Raw genomic sequence first — 18,242 nt, 5'->3', positions numbered from 1 at the left:
GCTTTGAAACGCTCACAGAGCAGGTGAAACAGGCATAGGGTATCACGGAACAGATAAAGATGGAAAACGCCTTAGAATGGACTGGACGAATGAATAACATACGAGCGTGTGCATGAGAGATTCTAGAAGTAGAAATGATCTTTGCGTAAATACAGAAAAGTAGCAGAGCTTAAAACTCTGTTGCTTTTTTAGTTTTACCTCTTGACAAATAGTACGGTTATGGACTATACTGATTTAGTACGGATATAGACTAAATGTGAGGAGGATATTATGATAAAAAATATTCAATTTATGGAACAACTAAATCAATACTATACAACATGGCAGGAATGGAACTGTATGTATGAAGAATGGGCAAAGGCAAATGGATTATCTGCCAACAGTCTGTTAGTGCTTTCTGCGATTTATGATAGTAAGGAAGAATGCACACAGAAAAAAATCAGTCAAAGATGGTTGGTTCCCAAGCAGACAGTGAACATGATTTTGAAAGATTTTGAAAAACAGGGCTTGGTCGAATTGTCTCCTATGCGGACAGACAAAAGGCGCAAGACAATCTGCTTTACACCAAAGGGAAAAGAATATGCAAAAACCATTTTGTCTAAACTTCGAAAAAGTGGAAATGAATGCAATTGATGAGATGGGGATAGAACGTATGAAGCGATTTAATGAAGATGCCGCCTTGTTTGTAAAGCTACTCGGAAAAGCAGAGGGAAAAAATAATGAAATATAAGCATGACATTAGAATTTTTTTTCAATATGTAATTCCCTCCGTATTATCTTTTGCATTATCTGGAGTATATGCGATTGTTGATGGTTTTTTTGTCGGAAACAGTATGGGAGATATAGGCGTTTCCGCTATAAACATAGCATATCCCCTTGTGGCAGTCATTCAATCTCTGGGAACGGGAATTGGAATGGGAGGAGCAATTTATTATTCAATCAGCAGAGCCGAAAAAAAGGAGGCACGAGCAAAAGCGTTTACTGCGGGAGCTGTGTGGCTGTTAATTGTCACAAGTGTTTTTGTAACAATCACATTTTTCTTTTTGAGCAGTTTCCTTTTAAGGCTGTTAGGAGCAGGAAATCAGCTTCTTTCTTTGGGAGAGGACTATATTTCTATTATTGCGTTAGGCGCAGGTTTACAGATTATAGGAACTGGTTTAGTTCCGTTCATCCGTAATCACGGCGGCTCGTCTTATGCAATGTTTTCTATGATTGCAGGGTTTGTGACAAACATAATTTTAGATTATCTGTTCGTATGGGTATTAGGGCAAGGTCTTTCGGGTGCAGCATGGGCTACGGTTATCGGACACGTTGAAGCAGCAATTCTGATGACGTATTGTGGTTTGGACAAGGAATAATAGGAGTCAACCACAACATGTAGTGGTTTGAGTACGAAAATTGGGTCAAAAACAGGCTAAAAAATACCGTTTTTTGACCCTTTTAAATAGGGCATTTGACAGATGACATTTGATGTTTCGGGATTAAAAATCCATAGGGTGAGGTAGATTAGCACAGAACTTTATTGAATAGAGAAATTAAAAGTTATATAATCAGTTGCATAAGGAGGAGTTAAATATGTGTACATGTATTGCAGTAGTAGATATTACTTTATCTCATTTATAATGAAAAAAATTAAAGGAGGTAAAGGTATGGGTATGTTTTCTATATTTGTTATTGAGAGATTTCATTATCAACCAAACCAAAAATAATTGGTTATAATGAGCTCTTAAGATTAGTTCATTATAACCGGCAAGGAGAAGTTTATAATGAAACAGAAAAACCCGAAAAATACGCAAAATTTCATTACATCTAAAAAGCATGTAAAGGAAATATTAAAATATACGAATATCAATAAACAAGATAAAATAATAGAAATTGGGTCAGGAAAAGGACATTTTACCAAGGAACTTGTGGAAATGAGTCAACGGGTGAATGCTATAGAGATTGATGAAGGTTTATGTCATTCCACGAAAAAAGCAGTTGAACCTTTTCAGAATATAAAAGTTATTCATGAGGATATTTTGAAGTTTAGCTTTCCTAAAAATACAGACTATAAAATATTTGGTAATATTCCCTACAATATTAGTACTGATATTGTAAAAAAGATTGCTTTTGATAGTCAAGCGAAATATAGCTACCTTATTGTAGAGAGGGGATTTGCTAAAAGGTTGCAAAATACCCAACGAGCTTTAGGTTTGCTGTTAATGGTGGAAATGGATATAAAAATTCTTAAAAAAGTGCCACGAGCATATTTTCACCCTAAGCCTAATGTAGATTCTGTATTGATTGTACTTGAAAGGCATAAACCATTTATTTTAAAGAAGGACTACAAAAAGTATAGATTTTTCGTTTATAAATGGGTAAACAGGGAATATCATGTTCTTTTTACTAAAAATCAATTAAGACAGGTGCTGAAGCATGCGAATGTTACTGATCTTGATAAATTATCCAATGAACAATTTTTGTCTGTTTTCAATAGTTACAAATTATTTCAATAAATTAAAAATAATTAAGCGTTCTCTAACTTTAAGAGAACGCTTAATCTTATTACATTGAAAAATGCATTCTATTATTTTCAATTATTATGATATAACATAACTATCATTTTACTTATTTGCATATTTGCACGAAAATATAGTTATCGACGACTATTCTGATAATAGCAACTAATATAGTCAATGATAACTCAAAATTTATTGATATAGTAGGTATATGTGCAACTAATTAGGGAAGATTTTAGCTTGCCATTTCTGAAACAGCTAAAACAAGTATTGCGTAAAGAATGCGCCAGTCTTCCCATGGACTTAAAATGCTTGCTTGGGGCACACATAAAACCCCTTGAACAATCTATTGACAGAGTTGAAGGACTGTCGGAGATTCTAAGACGAAGTAATCCTAAAATGGCCCTATGCCATACAGATATTCATAATTGGAACTTGATGCAACGGGATGAGCAGTTAGTTCTAATTGACTGGGAAGGCTTGAAATTGGCTCCAGTAAAAGCTGATCTCATGTTTTTTGTTGATAAGCCATATTATGATGTATTTATGAACATATACCTGAAATTACACAAAGATTTTTTAATCAATACGGATGCTTTGTTATTCTATCATATTAGACGTAAACTAGAAGATATATGGGAGTTTATTGAACAACTTTTATATGACAATCAAGAGGATAAGGAAAGAAATGAAACTATAAAAGTTCTTGATGGTGAACTGAATAACTTAGTGTTTTGAAAAAAGAATAACGTATTATTAAGCTAAATAATATTGGAGAAGAAAATGAATAAACAAGAATTATATCAAATTGCTTTCAGTATAATTAATCATAAAAAGTTACGGAACTTTGGAACTTCAGGGCATGTTGTAATATGGGCAGACAAAAAAATAGAAGCGACAAAACAAGTTGTATTAAAACACTAAGCTGAAAAACGATTAGAAAAAATCTAGTCGTTTTTTTATTTTAAGGAAGGAAATATTATGACAAGTAAAAGATTAAGTATTGAAGAACAGATCGAAAAAGAAAGAAGAAAGCATCAAGCAATTACAAAATCAGAAAAGACAGTTGAAGAAAAAACTTAATGAACAAGAAAGAAAAGCAAGAAACAAAAGACTTATAGAAAAAGGAGCGGTGTTTGAAAGTATTTTTGAAGAAAGTACTGATTTAACAAAAGATGAATTTTATAAGTTAATAAAAATGTTAAATGATGAAGAAATAAGATTAAACATAATGGAAATTTTAGAAGAAAGAATAGATGATAATGTAGAAAAATCATCTAAAGATGAAATAACATAATTGTCCCTTGGTTACAAGGGCGCAATTATACACCCTAAAGGGTGCTTGCGTGCCTTTAGAGCCAAACCCTTGCAGGGAGCAACAACCATTCGCTTTTTAAAAGTCAAGGGTAAATAAACTCGCTAAGGCTCGCCCTTGACTTTTAAAATTTGAAATGAACAAAACAATTAAGCCGACTAACTGCCTGTACCCGTAAGGGTAAAACAACAAAAATTAATTCAGTAGTCGGCTTTTTCTATTCTATCATTTCAAAACACTCATTCACAAAGAGGCTATAAAAAATCTATTAAACCTCCACCTACTTGTACCCGATAGGGTGAAACAACAAGAAAGAAAGGAAGTGATAAAAATGGCAGACAGTTTTCATTTTTCAGTAAACATAATATCAAGAGGAAAAGGAAAAAGTGCAGTAGCAAGTGCAGCATATATAAGTGGAGAAAAAATAAAAAATGAATGGGACGGAGTAACCCATGACTATACAAGAAAAGAAAAAGTATTAGTAAAAAATATAATATTGCCTGATCATATACCAAAAGAATTTAATGATAGGTCTACCTTATGGAACAAAGTAGAAATGGCAGAAAAAAAATTCTAATGCACAACTAGCAAGACAATTCATAATAGGACTACCAAAAGAATTAACTTTAAGTGAAAATAAAAACCTAGTTGAAAGATTTATAAAAGAAAATCTAACATCACAAGGAATGATAGTAGATTATGCAATTCATGATGAGAGTCAAGACAAAAATGGAAATATCCATTGTCATATAATGACCATAATGCGACCCATAAACGAAAAAGGAGAGTTCTTAGCAAAGTCAAAAAAAGAATATATCCTAGATGAAAAAGGAAAAAAAGTATTAAACAAAAATGGAAAACCAAAGACAAGAAAAGTAGAACTAACAAGCTGGAATGATAAAGGCAATGTAGAAAAATGGAGAGAAAATTTTTCTAGCCTTTGCAATGAATATCTAGGAAAAAATAATATAGAAAAAAGAGTAGACCATAGGAGTTTTAAAAGACAAAATTCAGATTATCTACCGACAATCCACTTAGGATCAGCAGCAAGTGCAATGGAAAGAAAAGGAATAGAAACTGACAAGGGAAACTATAATAGAGAAATAAGAAAATATAATAACCTTGTAAAAACAATAAAAGAAGAGATAAAAACATTAAAGTGTTGGATAGGAAATTTATTAGATAACTTATCTACTGCTTATGAAAAATTTAAGGATATAGAAAGAGATAAGGTAATAGACAATCCTAAACTTTTCAATCTAACAAATTATCTATTAACTTATTCAGAAATTCAAAAAGAAAAAAGTAAATATCTAAAAGGATATGCCAAAACTAATAAAGAAAAATATGACTTCAAAAAGCTAACAAGTGCATATAGTTATTTAAGTAAAAATGACATAGAAACCATAGGTCAGTTGCAAACAAAAATAGAAACTTTAAAGTCTAATAGTTATACTCTAAATAAAAAAGCAAAGACAATCCATAAAGAAATGGAAGATGTAGAAAAGAAAATTTTATACTATGAAATCTACAAAGCAGAAAAAGAAGTTTATGAAGAATATCAAAAGAAAAATATATTCACAAAAGAAGCATTTTATAATAAACATAAGAAAGATATAGACCAATATAAGGTAGTAAGAGAGAAATTAAAAAAACTCCTATCAGATAAGGAAAAACTAAGTCCTAAAAAATGGAATGAAGAAAAAAATCTTTTAATGGCAAATCTTGAAGAAATAAATAAAGAAAAAGACAAGATAAAAGATGAATACCAGGAAATTAATCATATAAAATATTCAGTAGATTTTGTAAACAAAGAACTCGGAATAGATTTATCTATAGAAATAGATAAGTTAATAAAACAAGGTGAAAAACCAAGTGTAATAGCACAGATTAAAAAATTCCAAGACCAAGTTAATAAAGATAATGAATACAGAGAAATGATGAAAAACAAGAAAATAGATCAAGAAAGATAAGACCTGGTAAAAATAACTTATCCAAGCTATAATATGACCAAGAAAATAAAAACCGTTCTAGGAGGTAATAGAGATGAATAAAAGGCAAGAGCTAATAGATGAACTCATAAAAGCAAATGAAGATGGAACATACAAAACATATAAAAGCACAGAAGAAATAAAATCAATGAACAATGAAGAAATACAGATATTATATTCCAACATGAAAAACTATCTATCAGACAAAAGAACACACATAAACTACTAAAGGTGGAAAGGCATTGTAAGCTATTTTAAAGTATAAAAGGTACAAATACCTAAGAAATATATAAAAACATCAAAATAAAGCATTCCACCACCAAAAACAATAAAATAAAAACAATCAAAGGGAAGTATAGAAAAATTAAAGCCTATACTTCCTTTTTTTTAATTCAAGCAAAGGAGATAAAACATGATAAACGAAGAAATAAGCAAAGAAGCAGGTCAAGCAGCACAAACCATAATATCATACACAATAAAGGCAGCAAAAGAATCAATCAATCTTGAAAAAGAAATAAGAAAAAAGATGAATGATACTTTAGAAAAAGCAAACGGAAACTTAAAAAGTCTTATGGGCGATGAAATGAAAATAAAAGACCTCTACAAAAAAGGACAACTAGAAAATATAAGCATAGATCAAAGTGACCTCAAAGACTTAAAAAAAGAACTAAACAAACTTGGAGTAAGTTTTTCAGTAATGAAAAACAAAGAAAACCAAAACTATGAAATATTCTTCCAAGCCAAAGATATAAAAGTAATGGAATATGCCTTTAAGCAAGTCATAGCCAAGGAAAATAAAAAAGAAAAAGAAAGTATCCTAAAACAAATAAAGAAATACAAAGACCTATCCAATAACAAGGATAAGACAAAAGAGAAAGTCAAAAGGAAAGTAAAAGAAAAAGTAAAACCAAACAAAAAAGATATGACCAGAGAAATCTAAGGGAGTAACAAAAAGTTACACCCTTAGATAACCATAATAACAAGACTTCCAAAAAGCAGAAGTCCAGAATTCCGAAAATCGGAAATCAAGAATTTCGATTATCGAAAATCTGGAACATATCAATGTAGAAAGGATATAAAATTGAATAAACACAATATTTATGATATAATTAGAACAATTAAGAGGTCAAAGAGGTGCTTGTATGAATAACAAAAATAACATAGATAGAGTTCATGATGATGTTTTTAATAGTATAAAAACATTAATGGATAAGGCAAGAAATGAAGTCGCAAGAGAAGTCAATAATATTTTAGTTCAAACTTACTGGGAGATTGGACGTATTATCGTAGAAGATGAGCAAGGTCATTCAGAAAGAGCAGAGTATGGCAAAGAGCTTATAAATGACTTATCAAGACAGCTTACAAGAGAGTATGGCAGAGGATTTTCAAGGTCTAATTTACAGAATATGAGAAACCTATATTTATCATATCCAATTTGCCAGACACTGTCTGGCAAATTGACCTGGTCCCATTATTGCGAACTCTTATCTATCAGCGATGAGAAAAAGCGAAGCTTCTATGAAAAAGAGAGTATAAATGCAAACTGGTCAGTAAGAGAGCTTAAAAGACAAATTAAAACCTCACTTTTTGAAAGATTGCTCTTATCATCAGGAGAAGAGAACAAAGAAAAAGTCCTAGACCTAGCCTTAAAGGGCAATGAAATAAATAAAGCATCTGACCTTGTAAAAGACCCTTATGTGTTTGAATTTCTAGGCTTGCCAGAAGAAAAACCAATGATGGAAAGTGATTTAGAAAAAGCACTCATAGATCATATCGAAAAATTCTTGCTTGAACTTGGCAAGGGATTTATGTATGTAGGTAGTCAGCAAAGGGTAACGCTCGGCAACACCCACTATTATGTGGATATGGTATTTTATAATAAAATATTAAGGTCTTATGTCTTAATCGAACTAAAAACAAGTAAGCTTATGCCGGAAGCAGTTGGGCAAATAAATATGTATCTCAATTATTATAAGGCAGAAGTCAATGACGAGATGGACAATGAACCAATAGGTATAATCTTATGTACAGACAAAGACGGAGTACAAGCAGAATACGCCTTAGGAAATTTATCAAATAAAATATTCGCATCAAAATATACTTTGTATATACCAGATAGGGAAGAGCTTGAAGAACAAGTAGAAAAAGTTATTAAAAAATATAAGGAAAAATAAAATATAAATTATAAGGAGAAGTAGAGAAAAAAATCTACTTCTTTTTTTATTGCAAGGAGGATTAGAATGGCAGCAAACAAAAGATATTATTGGATAAAACTAAAGGAAGAATTTTTCACAGACAAGAGGATAAAAAGACTAAGGAGAATATCGGGAGGAGATACCTACACGATAATCTACCTCAAACTTTTATTACTAAGCCTAAAAGATGAGGGCAAACTCTATTATGACGGAGTAGAAAGTGATTTTATAAAAGAGTTAGCACTAACCATAGATGAAACAGACGATGATGTAATGGTCACAGTTAATTATTTAATCAATCAAGGCTTATTAGAAGTTGTAACAGAAAATGATGAATATTACCTAACTGAAATACCAAACTTAATCGGATCAGAAACAGCCTGGGCAGAGAAAAAAAAGAAGATACAGACAAAATAAACAGAGGACATTGTCCTTAATGAGTCCAACCCATGTCCGACAAGAGATAGAGATAGAGAAAGATATAGAGATAGATAAAGATAGAGAGGGAGAGATAGATAAAAAGTCCACCCCCATCTTTTATGGAGAATTTAAAAATGTAAGATTAAGCAAAGAAGAATATAAAAATCTTAAAGAAAAATTAAACTCACACACAGAAATAATGATAAATAAACTATCCAGATACATGGAAAGCAGTGGTAAGACCTATCAAAACCACTATGTGACAATCTTAAAATGGTATGAAGAAGACAAAGAAAAACTAACACAGAAAAGTTTAAATAAAAAAATGAACTATGACGTAGGAGAATCTTTATAGATAAAAAGAGGTGGAAAGGCATTATTAAAGACTTTAAGTATGAAAAGGTATAAAAGTATGCCAGAGATAATAAAAAGATAAATATGACACTTAAAAGGCGATTAGAAAATTAAAAATCTAATCGCCTTTTTTTTATTGCATGAAAGGATAAGCTATGACAAAAAGACAAACAAAATATATTGTAAAAAGAAATTATGATAATAGAAGAACAGACACAGACGCTTTTCTAAGATTAATAAAAAAATCAAGCAAATTAAATAAGACTAATGAAATTGAGTACAACAAATATAATATTGATAGTAATAAAAAAGAGTGCTATAATAAAAATAGTTTTAGAGAAAGTTGTGTTATTTCCGAAAACTCAAATAAGGAGGAATAGGAAATGATACAAACAAATTCAAATCACTTTTCATTCAAAGCTGCAATTTATTGCAGACTATCTAAAGATGATGAGCAGAAAGGAGAGAGTGCCAGCATACAAAACCAAAAGGAACTTTTAGAAAACTATGTAAAATCAAGAGGTTGGAGTATTTACGATGTATATATAGATGATGGATATACTGGATTAAATACAAATAGACCATCATTTCAAAGACTAATTAGAGATATTGAAAATAAAAAAGTGGATATAGTCATCACTAAGGACTTATCAAGGCTTGGAAGAAACTATTTACAGACTGGATACTATACAGAAAATTTCTTCCCAAAGAACAATGTCAGATATATAGCTTTAAATGATGGAGTAGATACCTTTCAAGAAAACAATGAAATAGTTCCTTTTAAAAATGTTTTAAACGAGTTTTATTCAAGAGATGTTTCCAAAAAGATGAAATCTGCCTATATGACAAGAGCAAGGCAAGGGAAATTTATTGGTTGTCTTGCTCCAATAGGATATAGGAAAGACAATGATGATCCACATAAATTAGTAATCGATGATGAAACTTCATGGATTGTTGAAAAAATTTTTGATCTTGCTTTTAGTGGTTATGGAGTACAAGCAATTAGGAGAAGACTTTTTGAAGAAAAAATACCTACACCTACCTGGTGGAATAGAAAAAAAGGACTTAGAAATAAAAAAACTAAGTTAGAAATGACCGTAGATGGTGGAGAGTATTGGTGGGATTGCACAACCCTAAAAGAAATTATTGAAAACCCAGTTTATATTGGTCATATTGCTAGTCAAAAAGTTAATTATAAATTCAAAGTAGGTTGGTTATCCGATAAACCTAAAGAGGAATGGATAATAGTAGAAAATACACACGAACCAATTATTTCTGAAGATATTTATAATATAGCAAATGAAAAATTAAAGAGCAGGAGAAGACCATTTAAAAATGGAGAAGAAAGTATATTTGCAGGTATTGTGAAATGTCCCGATTGTGGAAAATCTTTAAATCTTGGAAGAAACAAATCGAAAAAAAGAGAAAAGTTACTCACTTGTAACACTTATAGAAGATATGGAAAGTCATTATGTAGTCAACATAGAATTTATTACGATACTCTTTATGAGATAGTGCTTAAAGATATTAGAAAAAATGCAGAAATAGCATTAAAAGACGAAAAAGAAATTATAAAAGCACTTGAAAAATCACGAGAAATTGATAATGAAGAAGAACAAAAATTTATCATGGATAAGATTTACGAAGATCAGATAAGAGTAGAAGACTTAACTAAAAAGATTGAAAGACTATATGATGACTGGCTAGATAACAAGATAAGTGAAAGCAACTTCCAAAAAATTCTTGAAAAATCACAGAAAGAACAAGATTATCTAAACCAAAGAATAGAAGATAATCAAAAATTGATTGTTAAAGAAGATCTTGAAGATATTAATGTCAAAAAATGGATTGAACTCATAAAAAAACATAAGGATATAAAGAGGCTGGACAAAGAAACCTTAAATGAACTCATCTCAAAAATCTATGTTCACGAAAAAGAAGTAGTGAATGGAGAAATCACCCAAACAATTGATATTTACTACAATTTCATAGGAAATACAGACACACTACAAGTATTTTACAATCTCTAATTAGGCATAAAGCAGCTTATGGCTGGAGGGGGAATTGTACTCATAGGTTTAAAACTAATACCGCTATTAGCAAACGTGTTAAAATAAAATGTTTAATATAGTAGATAAGATCAAAGAGTTTTTTTCGGAGATACTTATTGATATGATCAAGGAAAATTTAAGCGGAATGTTCCTTGATATAAATGACAAAGTATCAACGATAGCAAATGAGGTAGGAAAGACTCCGAGTGGATGGAACTTGGAGGTTTTCCACTTCATAAAGTCTATTTCAGAAAATGTTATACTTCCCATAGCAGGTCTTATCATAACGGCTGTACTATGTATTGAATTAATTCAAATGGTAATGAACAAAAATAATATGCATGACACAGATACCTTTGATTTTTTTAAATATATGATAAAAATGTGGATAGCAGTATGGCTTGTATCTCATGCTTTTGACTTTTCTATGGCAGTATTTGATGTGGCACAGAATTTAATAGGAAAGGCAGCAGGTGTGGCAAATGCTAGTGCAAAAGTTTCTCCAGGTGATATAGCTAATATGGTAGATAGCCTAAAAGGAGAGTCAATAGGAAAATTAATGACTATAGTACTAGAGACATCAATTGTAAAGATGATAATTCAAGGGATATCAATACTAATTACAGTTATTCTATACGGCAGGATGATAGAAATATATATTTATACTTCAGTTTGCGCCATACCTTTTGCCACAATGGGTAATAAAGAATGGGGAAGTATTGGAACAAACTATATAAGAGGGCTCTTCGCACTTGGCTTGCAAGGTTTATTCCTACTTATATGCGTAGGAATTTATGCCGTACTTGTTAAGACTTTAAATATATCAGACATACACAAAAGTATTTTTGAATTACTAGGATACACCTTAATACTTGGTATAACTATGATGAAATCAGGAAGTATTGCAAAATCAATTTTAAATGCTCATTAATAAAAAAGGAGAAGATGATGAAAATTAGAAGAAAAAAAGACAATAAAATTAATTTAAAAACACTTGGAACAATAGGACTCCCAATACTTTTAATAGCGGGATATATTACAAGAGAAATACAAAATAGAATGATTATAAGAAAAACATTGGAAGTTTTAGATAATAGAGAAGAAACGAATGAAAAAGTCTTAGAAATAGCAGTGAATATGGGAAAATCATTAGAAGATCTGAACAGAGAAGATATATATGGCTTTTACTTAGAGGGTTTAGAATAATGGCTTATGTAAATGTCCCAAAGGACTTAACAAAAGTAAAAACAAAGGTAGCTCTAAATCTAACAAAAAGACAATTAATTGGCTTTACAATTGCAGGTCTAATAGGCTTTCCAGTATATTTAATGGTAAAAAAAGTGCTGCCTAATGACCTATCTATGTTAATTATGATAGGTGTGTCTTTTCCTATAATATTTGCAACTCTTTATGAAAAGGACGGGATCTATTTTGAAAAATATTTAAAGTATATTATAGATAAGAAAAGACAGACAAGTATAAGGATATACAAGACAGAATGTATTTATGATATAAAGAAACAAAGAAAGGAAAGGAGTAAATGAATCAAATACAGAAAAAACAACAGAAAAAATTAAATCAAGAAAAAAGAAATTTAAAAAAACAAAAAGAAGATTTAAAAAGCATTAGTATAAGTCAAAAAAAGATGAAAAAAGCAAATATTTCTAAAGAAAAAGGAAAGCCCAAAAAGAAGCTTTCCTTTTTTGGTGGGAAGAAGAAAAAGAGCGTTCAGGAAACAATCCCTTATTTAAGAATGTTGAGAAATGGGATTTGCCAAGTTGAGAAGAACAAATTTAATAAAATGATACGTTTTTTAGATATTAACTACCAGCTTTCAACAGAAGAAGATAAGGAAAGCATATTTAATGAATTTTCAAGTTTTTTAAACTATTTTGATCCAAGTGTTGATATAGAACTTTCATATATTAATCGCATAGGAAAAAATGAAGAAGTAGAAAAAAACATCAATGTTCCAGATAGAAACGATTCATATAATGAAATACGAAAAGAGTACAGGAAAATGCTAAAAAATCAGAGTCAAAAAGGAAATAATGGACTTACTAAATATATGTATATCACCTTTAGCTTACAAGCACAAGATTTAAAAGAGGCAACTACAAGACTTGAAAGAATGGAAATGGATATATTAAATAACTTTAAGCAGATGGGAGTAAAAGCTTATGTATTAAGTGGATATGAAAGGTTAAAGGTTATTCACGATATATTAAATCCGAATAAGAATTTTGTTTTTTCCTTTGAAGACCTAAAATATAGTGGACTATCTACTAAGGATTATATAGTACCAGCATCATTTAACTTTTCATCTCACAATCAATTTAAAATTGGAGAATACTTTGGAGAAGTAAACTTTCTGCAAATTCTAGCACCTGAATTATCAGATAGATTATTATCAGAATTTTTAGGGGTTGAAGAAAATATGATTGTAACATTTCATATAAATTCCATTGATCAAACAGAAGCTATAAAGATGATTAAAAGAAAAATAACGGACTTGGATAAAATGAAAATTGAAGAAAATAAGAAGGCTATAAGATCAGGATATGATATTGATATTCTTCCAAGCGATTTAATTACCTATGGTAATGATGCTAAGAAACTATTGGTAGAACTTCAAAATCATAATGAGAGAATGTTTGTCATAACTATTTTGTTTACAAATATGGAAAAAAGTAGAAAGAAATTGAGTAATATAATCTTTCAACTAAATTCAATAGCAGGTAGGCATAATTGTGTATTGAAAAATCTTAACTATAGACAGGAACAAGGACTAATTTCCTCCCTACCACTTGGAAAAAATGAAATCGAAATAAAAAGAGGACTTACAACTAGCTCTACAGCAGTCTTTATTCCTTTTACAACAGAAGAGTTGTGCTTAGAAGGAGAGAGCTTATACTACGGATTAAATGCTTTAAGTCGTAACATCATTATGACAGATAGAAAGCTTTTAAAGAATCCAAACGGTTTAATACTTGGAACGCCTGGTAGTGGTAAATCTTTTTCGGCTAAAAGAGAAATTACCAATGCTTTTTTAATTACACAAGATGACATCATTATCTGTGACCCGGAAGGTGAGTATGGAAATTTAACTAAGGCACTAGGTGGAGAAGTTATAAAAATATCGCCAACAAGTAAGGATTATATAAACCCGTTGGATATAAATGTAGACTATGCCGATGAAGACAATCCCTTATCTTTAAAGTCTGATTTTATTCTTTCACTGTTTGAACTTGTAGTAGGAAAGGAAGGATTAAGTGCAGAAGAAACTTCAGTAATTGATAGATGTCTTCCAATATTATATAAGGATTACTTCGACAATCCAATTTCTGAAAATATGCCAATTTTAGAAGATTTATATAATTTACTTTTAAAACAAGAAGAAAATGTAGGGAAAAAATTAGCGGTAGAAATGGAAATTTATGTCAAAGGCAGCCTCAATGTATTTAACCATAGGACTAATGTAGATACAGGAAATAGAATTCTTTGTTATGACATTAAGGAATTAGGAAAGCAACTTAGAAAAATAGGTATGTTAATTGTTCAAGATCAAGTGTGGAATAGAGTAACTATTAATAGAAATAAGAAGGAAACCAGATATTACTGTGACGAATTCCATTTGCTTTTAAGAGAAGAACAAACAGCCTCATATTCCATAGAAATTTGGAAGAGATTTAGAAAATGGGGCGGGATTCCAACAGGATTAACACAAAATGTAAAGGTGCGCCCAGATAGGGTGTTGTGTAAAGTAGCGTAGGTGCTACTGCATACGATAGTGTGCAAATCAAACTGTCTTACCGATTGAAAGGAAACTTTCACGGGACCAAAGCATGACAGTTAAGGGATTAGTCACCGAAGGACTTTAGGTGCGACTGTTTCCCGATGATAAGAAGATATGAGGATAAGATTGAATTTATCGAATGTGAGGTCTAAGTTCCTGTTTTTTGCAGGTTAGGGTAAAAGTCCTGAAACCCTAGTTATAACACTACAATGTCATCTTTTACGGCATTGTAACTATCAAGAAAGTTATGAAACAGGCATGAGAACATGTCATAACAGACCGAAAGCATATCCGACAATCTTCAACGACCTATACACAACATTAACTGGGGATTGCCTAAGTCAGACATATTTGTTTGATATGGCAACGGAAGTTCCATAGTAGTCCGAGAGAGTTAATAACTCTTACATGGCGAAGGGAACTAGTTAGTAAATTCTAAAACAGAAAAATGAAAGGGAGGAGAAACCTCAATGAAACCAACATTTGAAATTTTAGAGCGTATAGAAAAGTGTTCAACAAAATATGTAGATGGCGTGTTTACGAGGATTTACAGATACTTGCTTCGTGAAGATATTTACCACGCTGCCTACCAAAATCTTTATGCAAACAAAGGAGCAACAACAAAAGGTATCGATGAAGATACAGCAGATGGATTCAGTAACGAATACGTTCAAGAGTTGATTAATTCACTTAAAGATGGTAGCTATAAAGCAAAACCGGTAAGACGAGAATATATACCAAAGCAAAATGGTAAATTGCGTCCATTGGGCATACCAACATTTAGGGACAAATTGTTGCAAGAAGTAGTCAGAATGATACTGGAAGCTATCTATGAACCAATATTTCACAAAAACTCACATGGATTTAGACCTGGAAAAAGCTGTCATACAGCATTAAAGCAGATTAAAACTGAATTTACAGGTGTAGTGTGGTTCATAGAAGGAGATATTAAAGGTTGTTTTGATAATATCAACCACAACAAGTTAATAGAAATACTTGGCAGGAAAATTAAAGATAGCAAATTTTTAAACATAATACGTCAATTCTTAAAGGCAGGCTATATTGAAAATTGGCAATACAATGCAACCTATAGTGGAGCACCCCAAGGTTCAATATGTGCACCAATTTTAGCGAATATCTACCTTAATGAACTTGATAAAAAGTTTGATGAAATAAGTACTCATTTTGATAAGCCAAGTTCAGCATATAAAAGCCCTAAATACCATGAAGTGGATAAAGAAATGAAACGTTTGTCCTATTGGATAGACAATACCACGGACGAAGAAGAAAGACAGGAATTAATAAAGCAATACAAGGAGCAAAAGAAGTCATTAAGAACTTTACCTTGTAAAAATAAAGATAACAAAAGATTTACCTTTGTTAGATACGCTGATGACTGGTTAGTTGGAGTTTGTGGTACAAAAGAAGATTGCAAGGATTTAAAAGAAGAAATCGCCAAATTTTTAGATGAGGAACTAAAGCTTACATTAAGCGAAGAAAAGACCCTTATCACTCATAGCTCTGAGAAAGTTAGGTTTTTAGGATACGATATTTCAGTAAGAAGAAACAAACAAGTCAAAGGGCATAAAATGAAAAATGGAAAATGGCGACAATCTCGAACCTTGCATATGAAAGTTGCCCTTACAATTCCCCACTCAGACAAAATAGAAAAATTTATGTTTGATAAAGGAGTTATACGCCAAAAAGAAAATGGTGAAATTCAGCCAATACATCGTGCAGGACTTTTAAACTTATCTGATTCTGAAATTGTGGAGCATTATAATGCAGAAGCTAGAGGTTTATGTAATTATTACAAATTAGCAGTTGACTATCATACATTAGACTACTTTTGTTATCTCATGGAATATAGTTGCTTAAAAACCATAGCAAACAAGCATAAAACAAGCATTCGCAAAATCATAAATAAGTATAAGGACGGGAAAACATGGTCTGTACCCTATGAAACAAAAGCAGGAACAAAACGTGTGAAGCCCGTTAAAATAGCAGACTGCAAAGGTGGAAAGGTTGAAGATATAATTTTCGTTAGAAAGAAATTTAATTGGAAAACGACTATTAGACAGAGATTGAATGCCAAAACCTGCGAATTGTGTGGTTGTAAAAATGCTGAACTCTATGAGGTTCATGTGGTTAAGAACCTAAAAGACTTAGGCGATTCCAATTGGGAACAAGCAATGAAAGAGAAAAGAAGAAAAACACTTGTAGTCTGTAACAAGTGTCATAAAGAAATACATGAACACTAAACTAATATGTTAATTACTAATGGGGAGCCGAATACCTCGAGAGGGGTACGTTCGGTTCTGTGGGAGGGTCTAGGAAACCGCTACTTTGTAGTAGGCGCCTTTGCCCTACCCGCCGACCTTTTAGCCAGTCCTGAAATAGAAAATATATTTGATAACACAGATTTTATCTTAATGCTTAATCAAGCTAGTGGTGATAGGGAAATTTTAGCTAATAAGTTAAATATATCTCTTTATCAGTTATCCTACGTCACAAATTCCAATGAGGGAGAGGGATTACTATTCTACGGAAACACAATAGTACCTTTTGTAGATAGATTTCCTAAAGATACGAAATTGTATAAGTTAATGACAACTAAACCAGAAGAATTAAAGGAAGGGATAGAAATTGATAGACAGAGAGAAGTTAAAAACTAACTATATTATTAATTTAGATGCAATTTCTGCTCTAAAGGAATTTCCAGATAAAACATTTGATTGCTGTATTACATCTCCTCCATATTATGGACTTAGAGATTATAAAGCAGAAGGACAAATTGGAAGAGAAGAAAGTCCGGAGGAATATTTAAATAAATTAATTGAAGTCTTTAGAGAAGTAAAAAGAGTATTAAAAAAAGAAGGAACACTTTGGATAGTTATTGGAGATTCTTATGCAGGCACAAGAAGCAAAAAAGAATATAAAGATCCTAAAAACACAGAAGGAAGAAGTGGTCAAAAAGAGTCTATTACAGAAAAACTCAGTGGATACAAGGCAAAAGACTTAATGGGGATACCTTGGCAACTAGCTTTAAAATTAAGAGAGGACGGTTGGTATTTACGAAGCGATATTATTTGGCATAAGGAAAATGCCATGCCTGAGTCTTGTAGAGATAGACCATCAAGGTCTTATGAACATATCTTCCTACTATCAAAAGCAAGAAAGTATTTCTATAACTTTGACGCTATGAAAGAACCAATAAAAGAAATAAGCAAGAAAAGATATATGAGGGCAAGAGGAAAAAATAATAAGTATTTACAAGAAGGTACAGGAGCTAAAAGACAGAGCATAAATGAAGCAAGAGAGTATGGAGAATATATAGGAGATAATGTCCCTAAGTTTAGAAACAATAGAGATATTTGGACTATTAACACCAGTGCATTTAAAGGAAAACACTATGCGGTATTTCCACCAAAACTGGTAGAACTTTGTATAAAAGCAGGATGTCCTAAAAAAGGCTTGATTCTTGATCCATTTATGGGTTCAGGAACTGTTGGAATGGTAGCTATTAGGATGGACAGAGAATATATTGGAATCGACATAAACAAAGACTACTGTCAAATAGCTAAAGAAAGGATTGAGAAAAATATGAAATAGGAGGCGT

Annotated in this window: 18 protein-coding genes and 4 pseudogenes; all 22 read left to right on the top strand. The window is 31.4% G+C overall.

Going from position 1 to position 18,242, the window contains the following annotated elements; genetic code table 11:
- Positions 1–270 precede the first annotated feature (270 nt).
- Positions 271–633, top strand: a complete 363-nt coding sequence (locus VLK81_RS00920; RefSeq protein WP_324618659.1) for a MarR family transcriptional regulator — start codon at positions 271–273, stop codon at positions 631–633.
- 86 nt (positions 634–719) lie between these two features.
- Positions 720–1,358 carry an MATE family efflux transporter gene (locus VLK81_RS00915; protein WP_324618658.1) on the top strand — a complete coding sequence of 213 codons (639 nt, stop codon included), beginning with the start codon at positions 720–722 and terminating at the stop codon, positions 1,356–1,358.
- Between the two features lie 225 nt (positions 1,359–1,583).
- Positions 1,584–1,709 carry an erythromycin resistance leader peptide gene (locus tag VLK81_RS09715; protein ID WP_017771940.1) on the top strand — a complete coding sequence of 42 codons (126 nt, stop codon included), beginning with the start codon at positions 1,584–1,586 and terminating at the stop codon, positions 1,707–1,709.
- A 57-nt stretch (positions 1,710–1,766) separates the two neighbouring features.
- Positions 1,767–2,498, top strand: a complete 732-nt coding sequence (gene erm(A) / locus VLK81_RS00910) for a 23S rRNA (adenine(2058)-N(6))-methyltransferase Erm(A) (protein ID WP_023610344.1) — start codon at positions 1,767–1,769, stop codon at positions 2,496–2,498.
- Between the two features lie 216 nt (positions 2,499–2,714).
- Positions 2,715–3,239, top strand: coding sequence for a phosphotransferase (locus VLK81_RS00905; RefSeq protein WP_001176020.1), 525 nt, complete (start codon positions 2,715–2,717; stop codon positions 3,237–3,239).
- A 45-nt stretch (positions 3,240–3,284) separates the two neighbouring features.
- Positions 3,285–3,425: a hypothetical protein gene (locus tag VLK81_RS00900; RefSeq protein WP_023610342.1), complete on the top strand. Its 141-nt coding sequence runs from the start codon at positions 3,285–3,287 to the stop codon at positions 3,423–3,425.
- A 112-nt stretch (positions 3,426–3,537) separates the two neighbouring features.
- Positions 3,538–3,798, top strand: coding sequence for a DUF3847 domain-containing protein (locus VLK81_RS00895; RefSeq protein ID WP_407651951.1), 261 nt, complete (start codon positions 3,538–3,540; stop codon positions 3,796–3,798).
- A gap of 349 nt (positions 3,799–4,147) precedes the next feature.
- Positions 4,148–5,789, top strand: a pseudogene (gene mobQ, locus VLK81_RS00890) (MobQ family relaxase).
- A gap of 73 nt (positions 5,790–5,862) precedes the next feature.
- Complete coding sequence (locus VLK81_RS00885; protein ID WP_020999718.1) at positions 5,863–6,036, top strand: hypothetical protein; 174 nt, start codon at positions 5,863–5,865, stop codon at positions 6,034–6,036.
- Between the two features lie 183 nt (positions 6,037–6,219).
- Complete coding sequence (locus VLK81_RS00880; RefSeq protein WP_023610324.1) at positions 6,220–6,747, top strand: PcfB family protein; 528 nt, start codon at positions 6,220–6,222, stop codon at positions 6,745–6,747.
- A 202-nt stretch (positions 6,748–6,949) separates the two neighbouring features.
- Entirely contained in the window at positions 6,950–7,981 is a 1,032-nt protein-coding gene (locus VLK81_RS00875) for a PDDEXK nuclease domain-containing protein (RefSeq protein WP_023610325.1), read from the top strand.
- A 66-nt stretch (positions 7,982–8,047) separates the two neighbouring features.
- A pseudogene (locus tag VLK81_RS00870) lies at positions 8,048–8,777 on the top strand (phage replisome organizer N-terminal domain-containing protein).
- Between the two features lie 154 nt (positions 8,778–8,931).
- A complete protein-coding gene (locus VLK81_RS00865; RefSeq protein ID WP_004825731.1) occupies positions 8,932–9,156 on the top strand; it encodes a hypothetical protein in 225 nt (74 codons plus the stop codon).
- A gap of 3 nt (positions 9,157–9,159) precedes the next feature.
- Positions 9,160–10,806, top strand: coding sequence for a recombinase family protein (locus VLK81_RS00860; protein ID WP_023610347.1), 1,647 nt, complete (start codon positions 9,160–9,162; stop codon positions 10,804–10,806).
- Positions 10,807–10,812: 6 nt separating this feature from the next.
- Positions 10,813–10,893, top strand: coding sequence for a Maff2 family mobile element protein (locus VLK81_RS00855; RefSeq protein ID WP_202947905.1), 81 nt, complete (start codon positions 10,813–10,815; stop codon positions 10,891–10,893).
- Position 10,894: 1 nt separating this feature from the next.
- Entirely contained in the window at positions 10,895–11,758 is an 864-nt protein-coding gene (locus tag VLK81_RS00850) for a VirB6/TrbL-like conjugal transfer protein, CD1112 family (RefSeq protein ID WP_324618657.1), read from the top strand.
- Between the two features lie 17 nt (positions 11,759–11,775).
- Positions 11,776–12,033, top strand: coding sequence for a hypothetical protein (locus tag VLK81_RS00845; RefSeq protein WP_002842341.1), 258 nt, complete (start codon positions 11,776–11,778; stop codon positions 12,031–12,033).
- Complete coding sequence (locus VLK81_RS00840) at positions 12,033–12,371, top strand: PrgI family protein (protein ID WP_002838958.1); 339 nt, start codon at positions 12,033–12,035, stop codon at positions 12,369–12,371. The genes VLK81_RS00845 and VLK81_RS00840 overlap by 1 nt, the downstream gene beginning before the upstream one ends.
- A pseudogene (locus tag VLK81_RS00835) lies at positions 12,368–14,563 on the top strand (VirB4-like conjugal transfer ATPase, CD1110 family); the annotation flags it as partial. The gene VLK81_RS00840 and the pseudogene VLK81_RS00835, both read left to right, overlap by 4 nt.
- A 530-nt stretch (positions 14,564–15,093) precedes the next feature.
- Positions 15,094–16,884, top strand: a complete 1,791-nt coding sequence (locus tag VLK81_RS00830) for a reverse transcriptase domain-containing protein (RefSeq protein WP_070431222.1) — start codon at positions 15,094–15,096, stop codon at positions 16,882–16,884.
- 114 nt (positions 16,885–16,998) lie between these two features.
- A pseudogene (locus tag VLK81_RS00825) lies at positions 16,999–17,298 on the top strand (VirB4-like conjugal transfer ATPase, CD1110 family); the annotation flags it as partial.
- On the top strand, positions 17,270–18,235 hold the full coding sequence (locus VLK81_RS00820; RefSeq protein WP_002838948.1) for a DNA-methyltransferase: 966 nt from the start codon (positions 17,270–17,272) through the stop codon (positions 18,233–18,235). The pseudogene VLK81_RS00825 and the gene VLK81_RS00820, both read left to right, overlap by 29 nt.
- Positions 18,236–18,242: the final 7 nt, after the last annotated feature.

It is taken from the genome of Citroniella saccharovorans (assembly GCF_035481615.1).
Lineage (GTDB): Bacteria > Bacillota > Clostridia > Tissierellales > Peptoniphilaceae > Citroniella > Citroniella saccharovorans.
This window is presented reverse-complemented; position numbering and strand designations above follow the sequence as displayed.

Bases quoted from the DNA above. Each gene is read 5' to 3' on its own strand.
- VLK81_RS00915 (WP_324618658.1), top strand. From the start codon at position 720: ATGAAATATAAGCATGACATTAGAATTTTTTTTCAATATGTAATTCCC.
- VLK81_RS00865 (WP_004825731.1), top strand. From the start codon at position 8,932: ATGACAAAAAGACAAACAAAATATATTGTAAAAAGAAATTATGATAAT.
- VLK81_RS09715 (WP_017771940.1), top strand. From the start codon at position 1,584: ATGTATTGCAGTAGTAGATATTACTTTATCTCATTTATAATGAAAAAA.
- VLK81_RS00900 (WP_023610342.1), top strand. From the start codon at position 3,285: ATGAATAAACAAGAATTATATCAAATTGCTTTCAGTATAATTAATCAT.
- VLK81_RS00875 (WP_023610325.1), top strand. From the start codon at position 6,950: ATGAATAACAAAAATAACATAGATAGAGTTCATGATGATGTTTTTAAT.
- VLK81_RS00840 (WP_002838958.1), top strand. From the start codon at position 12,033: ATGGCTTATGTAAATGTCCCAAAGGACTTAACAAAAGTAAAAACAAAG.
- VLK81_RS00860 (WP_023610347.1), top strand. From the start codon at position 9,160: ATGATACAAACAAATTCAAATCACTTTTCATTCAAAGCTGCAATTTAT.
- VLK81_RS00850 (WP_324618657.1), top strand. From the start codon at position 10,895: ATGTTTAATATAGTAGATAAGATCAAAGAGTTTTTTTCGGAGATACTT.
- VLK81_RS00830 (WP_070431222.1), top strand. From the start codon at position 15,094: ATGAAACCAACATTTGAAATTTTAGAGCGTATAGAAAAGTGTTCAACA.
- VLK81_RS00885 (WP_020999718.1), top strand. From the start codon at position 5,863: ATGAATAAAAGGCAAGAGCTAATAGATGAACTCATAAAAGCAAATGAA.
- VLK81_RS00845 (WP_002842341.1), top strand. From the start codon at position 11,776: ATGAAAATTAGAAGAAAAAAAGACAATAAAATTAATTTAAAAACACTT.
- VLK81_RS00920 (WP_324618659.1), top strand. From the start codon at position 271: ATGATAAAAAATATTCAATTTATGGAACAACTAAATCAATACTATACA.
- VLK81_RS00880 (WP_023610324.1), top strand. From the start codon at position 6,220: ATGATAAACGAAGAAATAAGCAAAGAAGCAGGTCAAGCAGCACAAACC.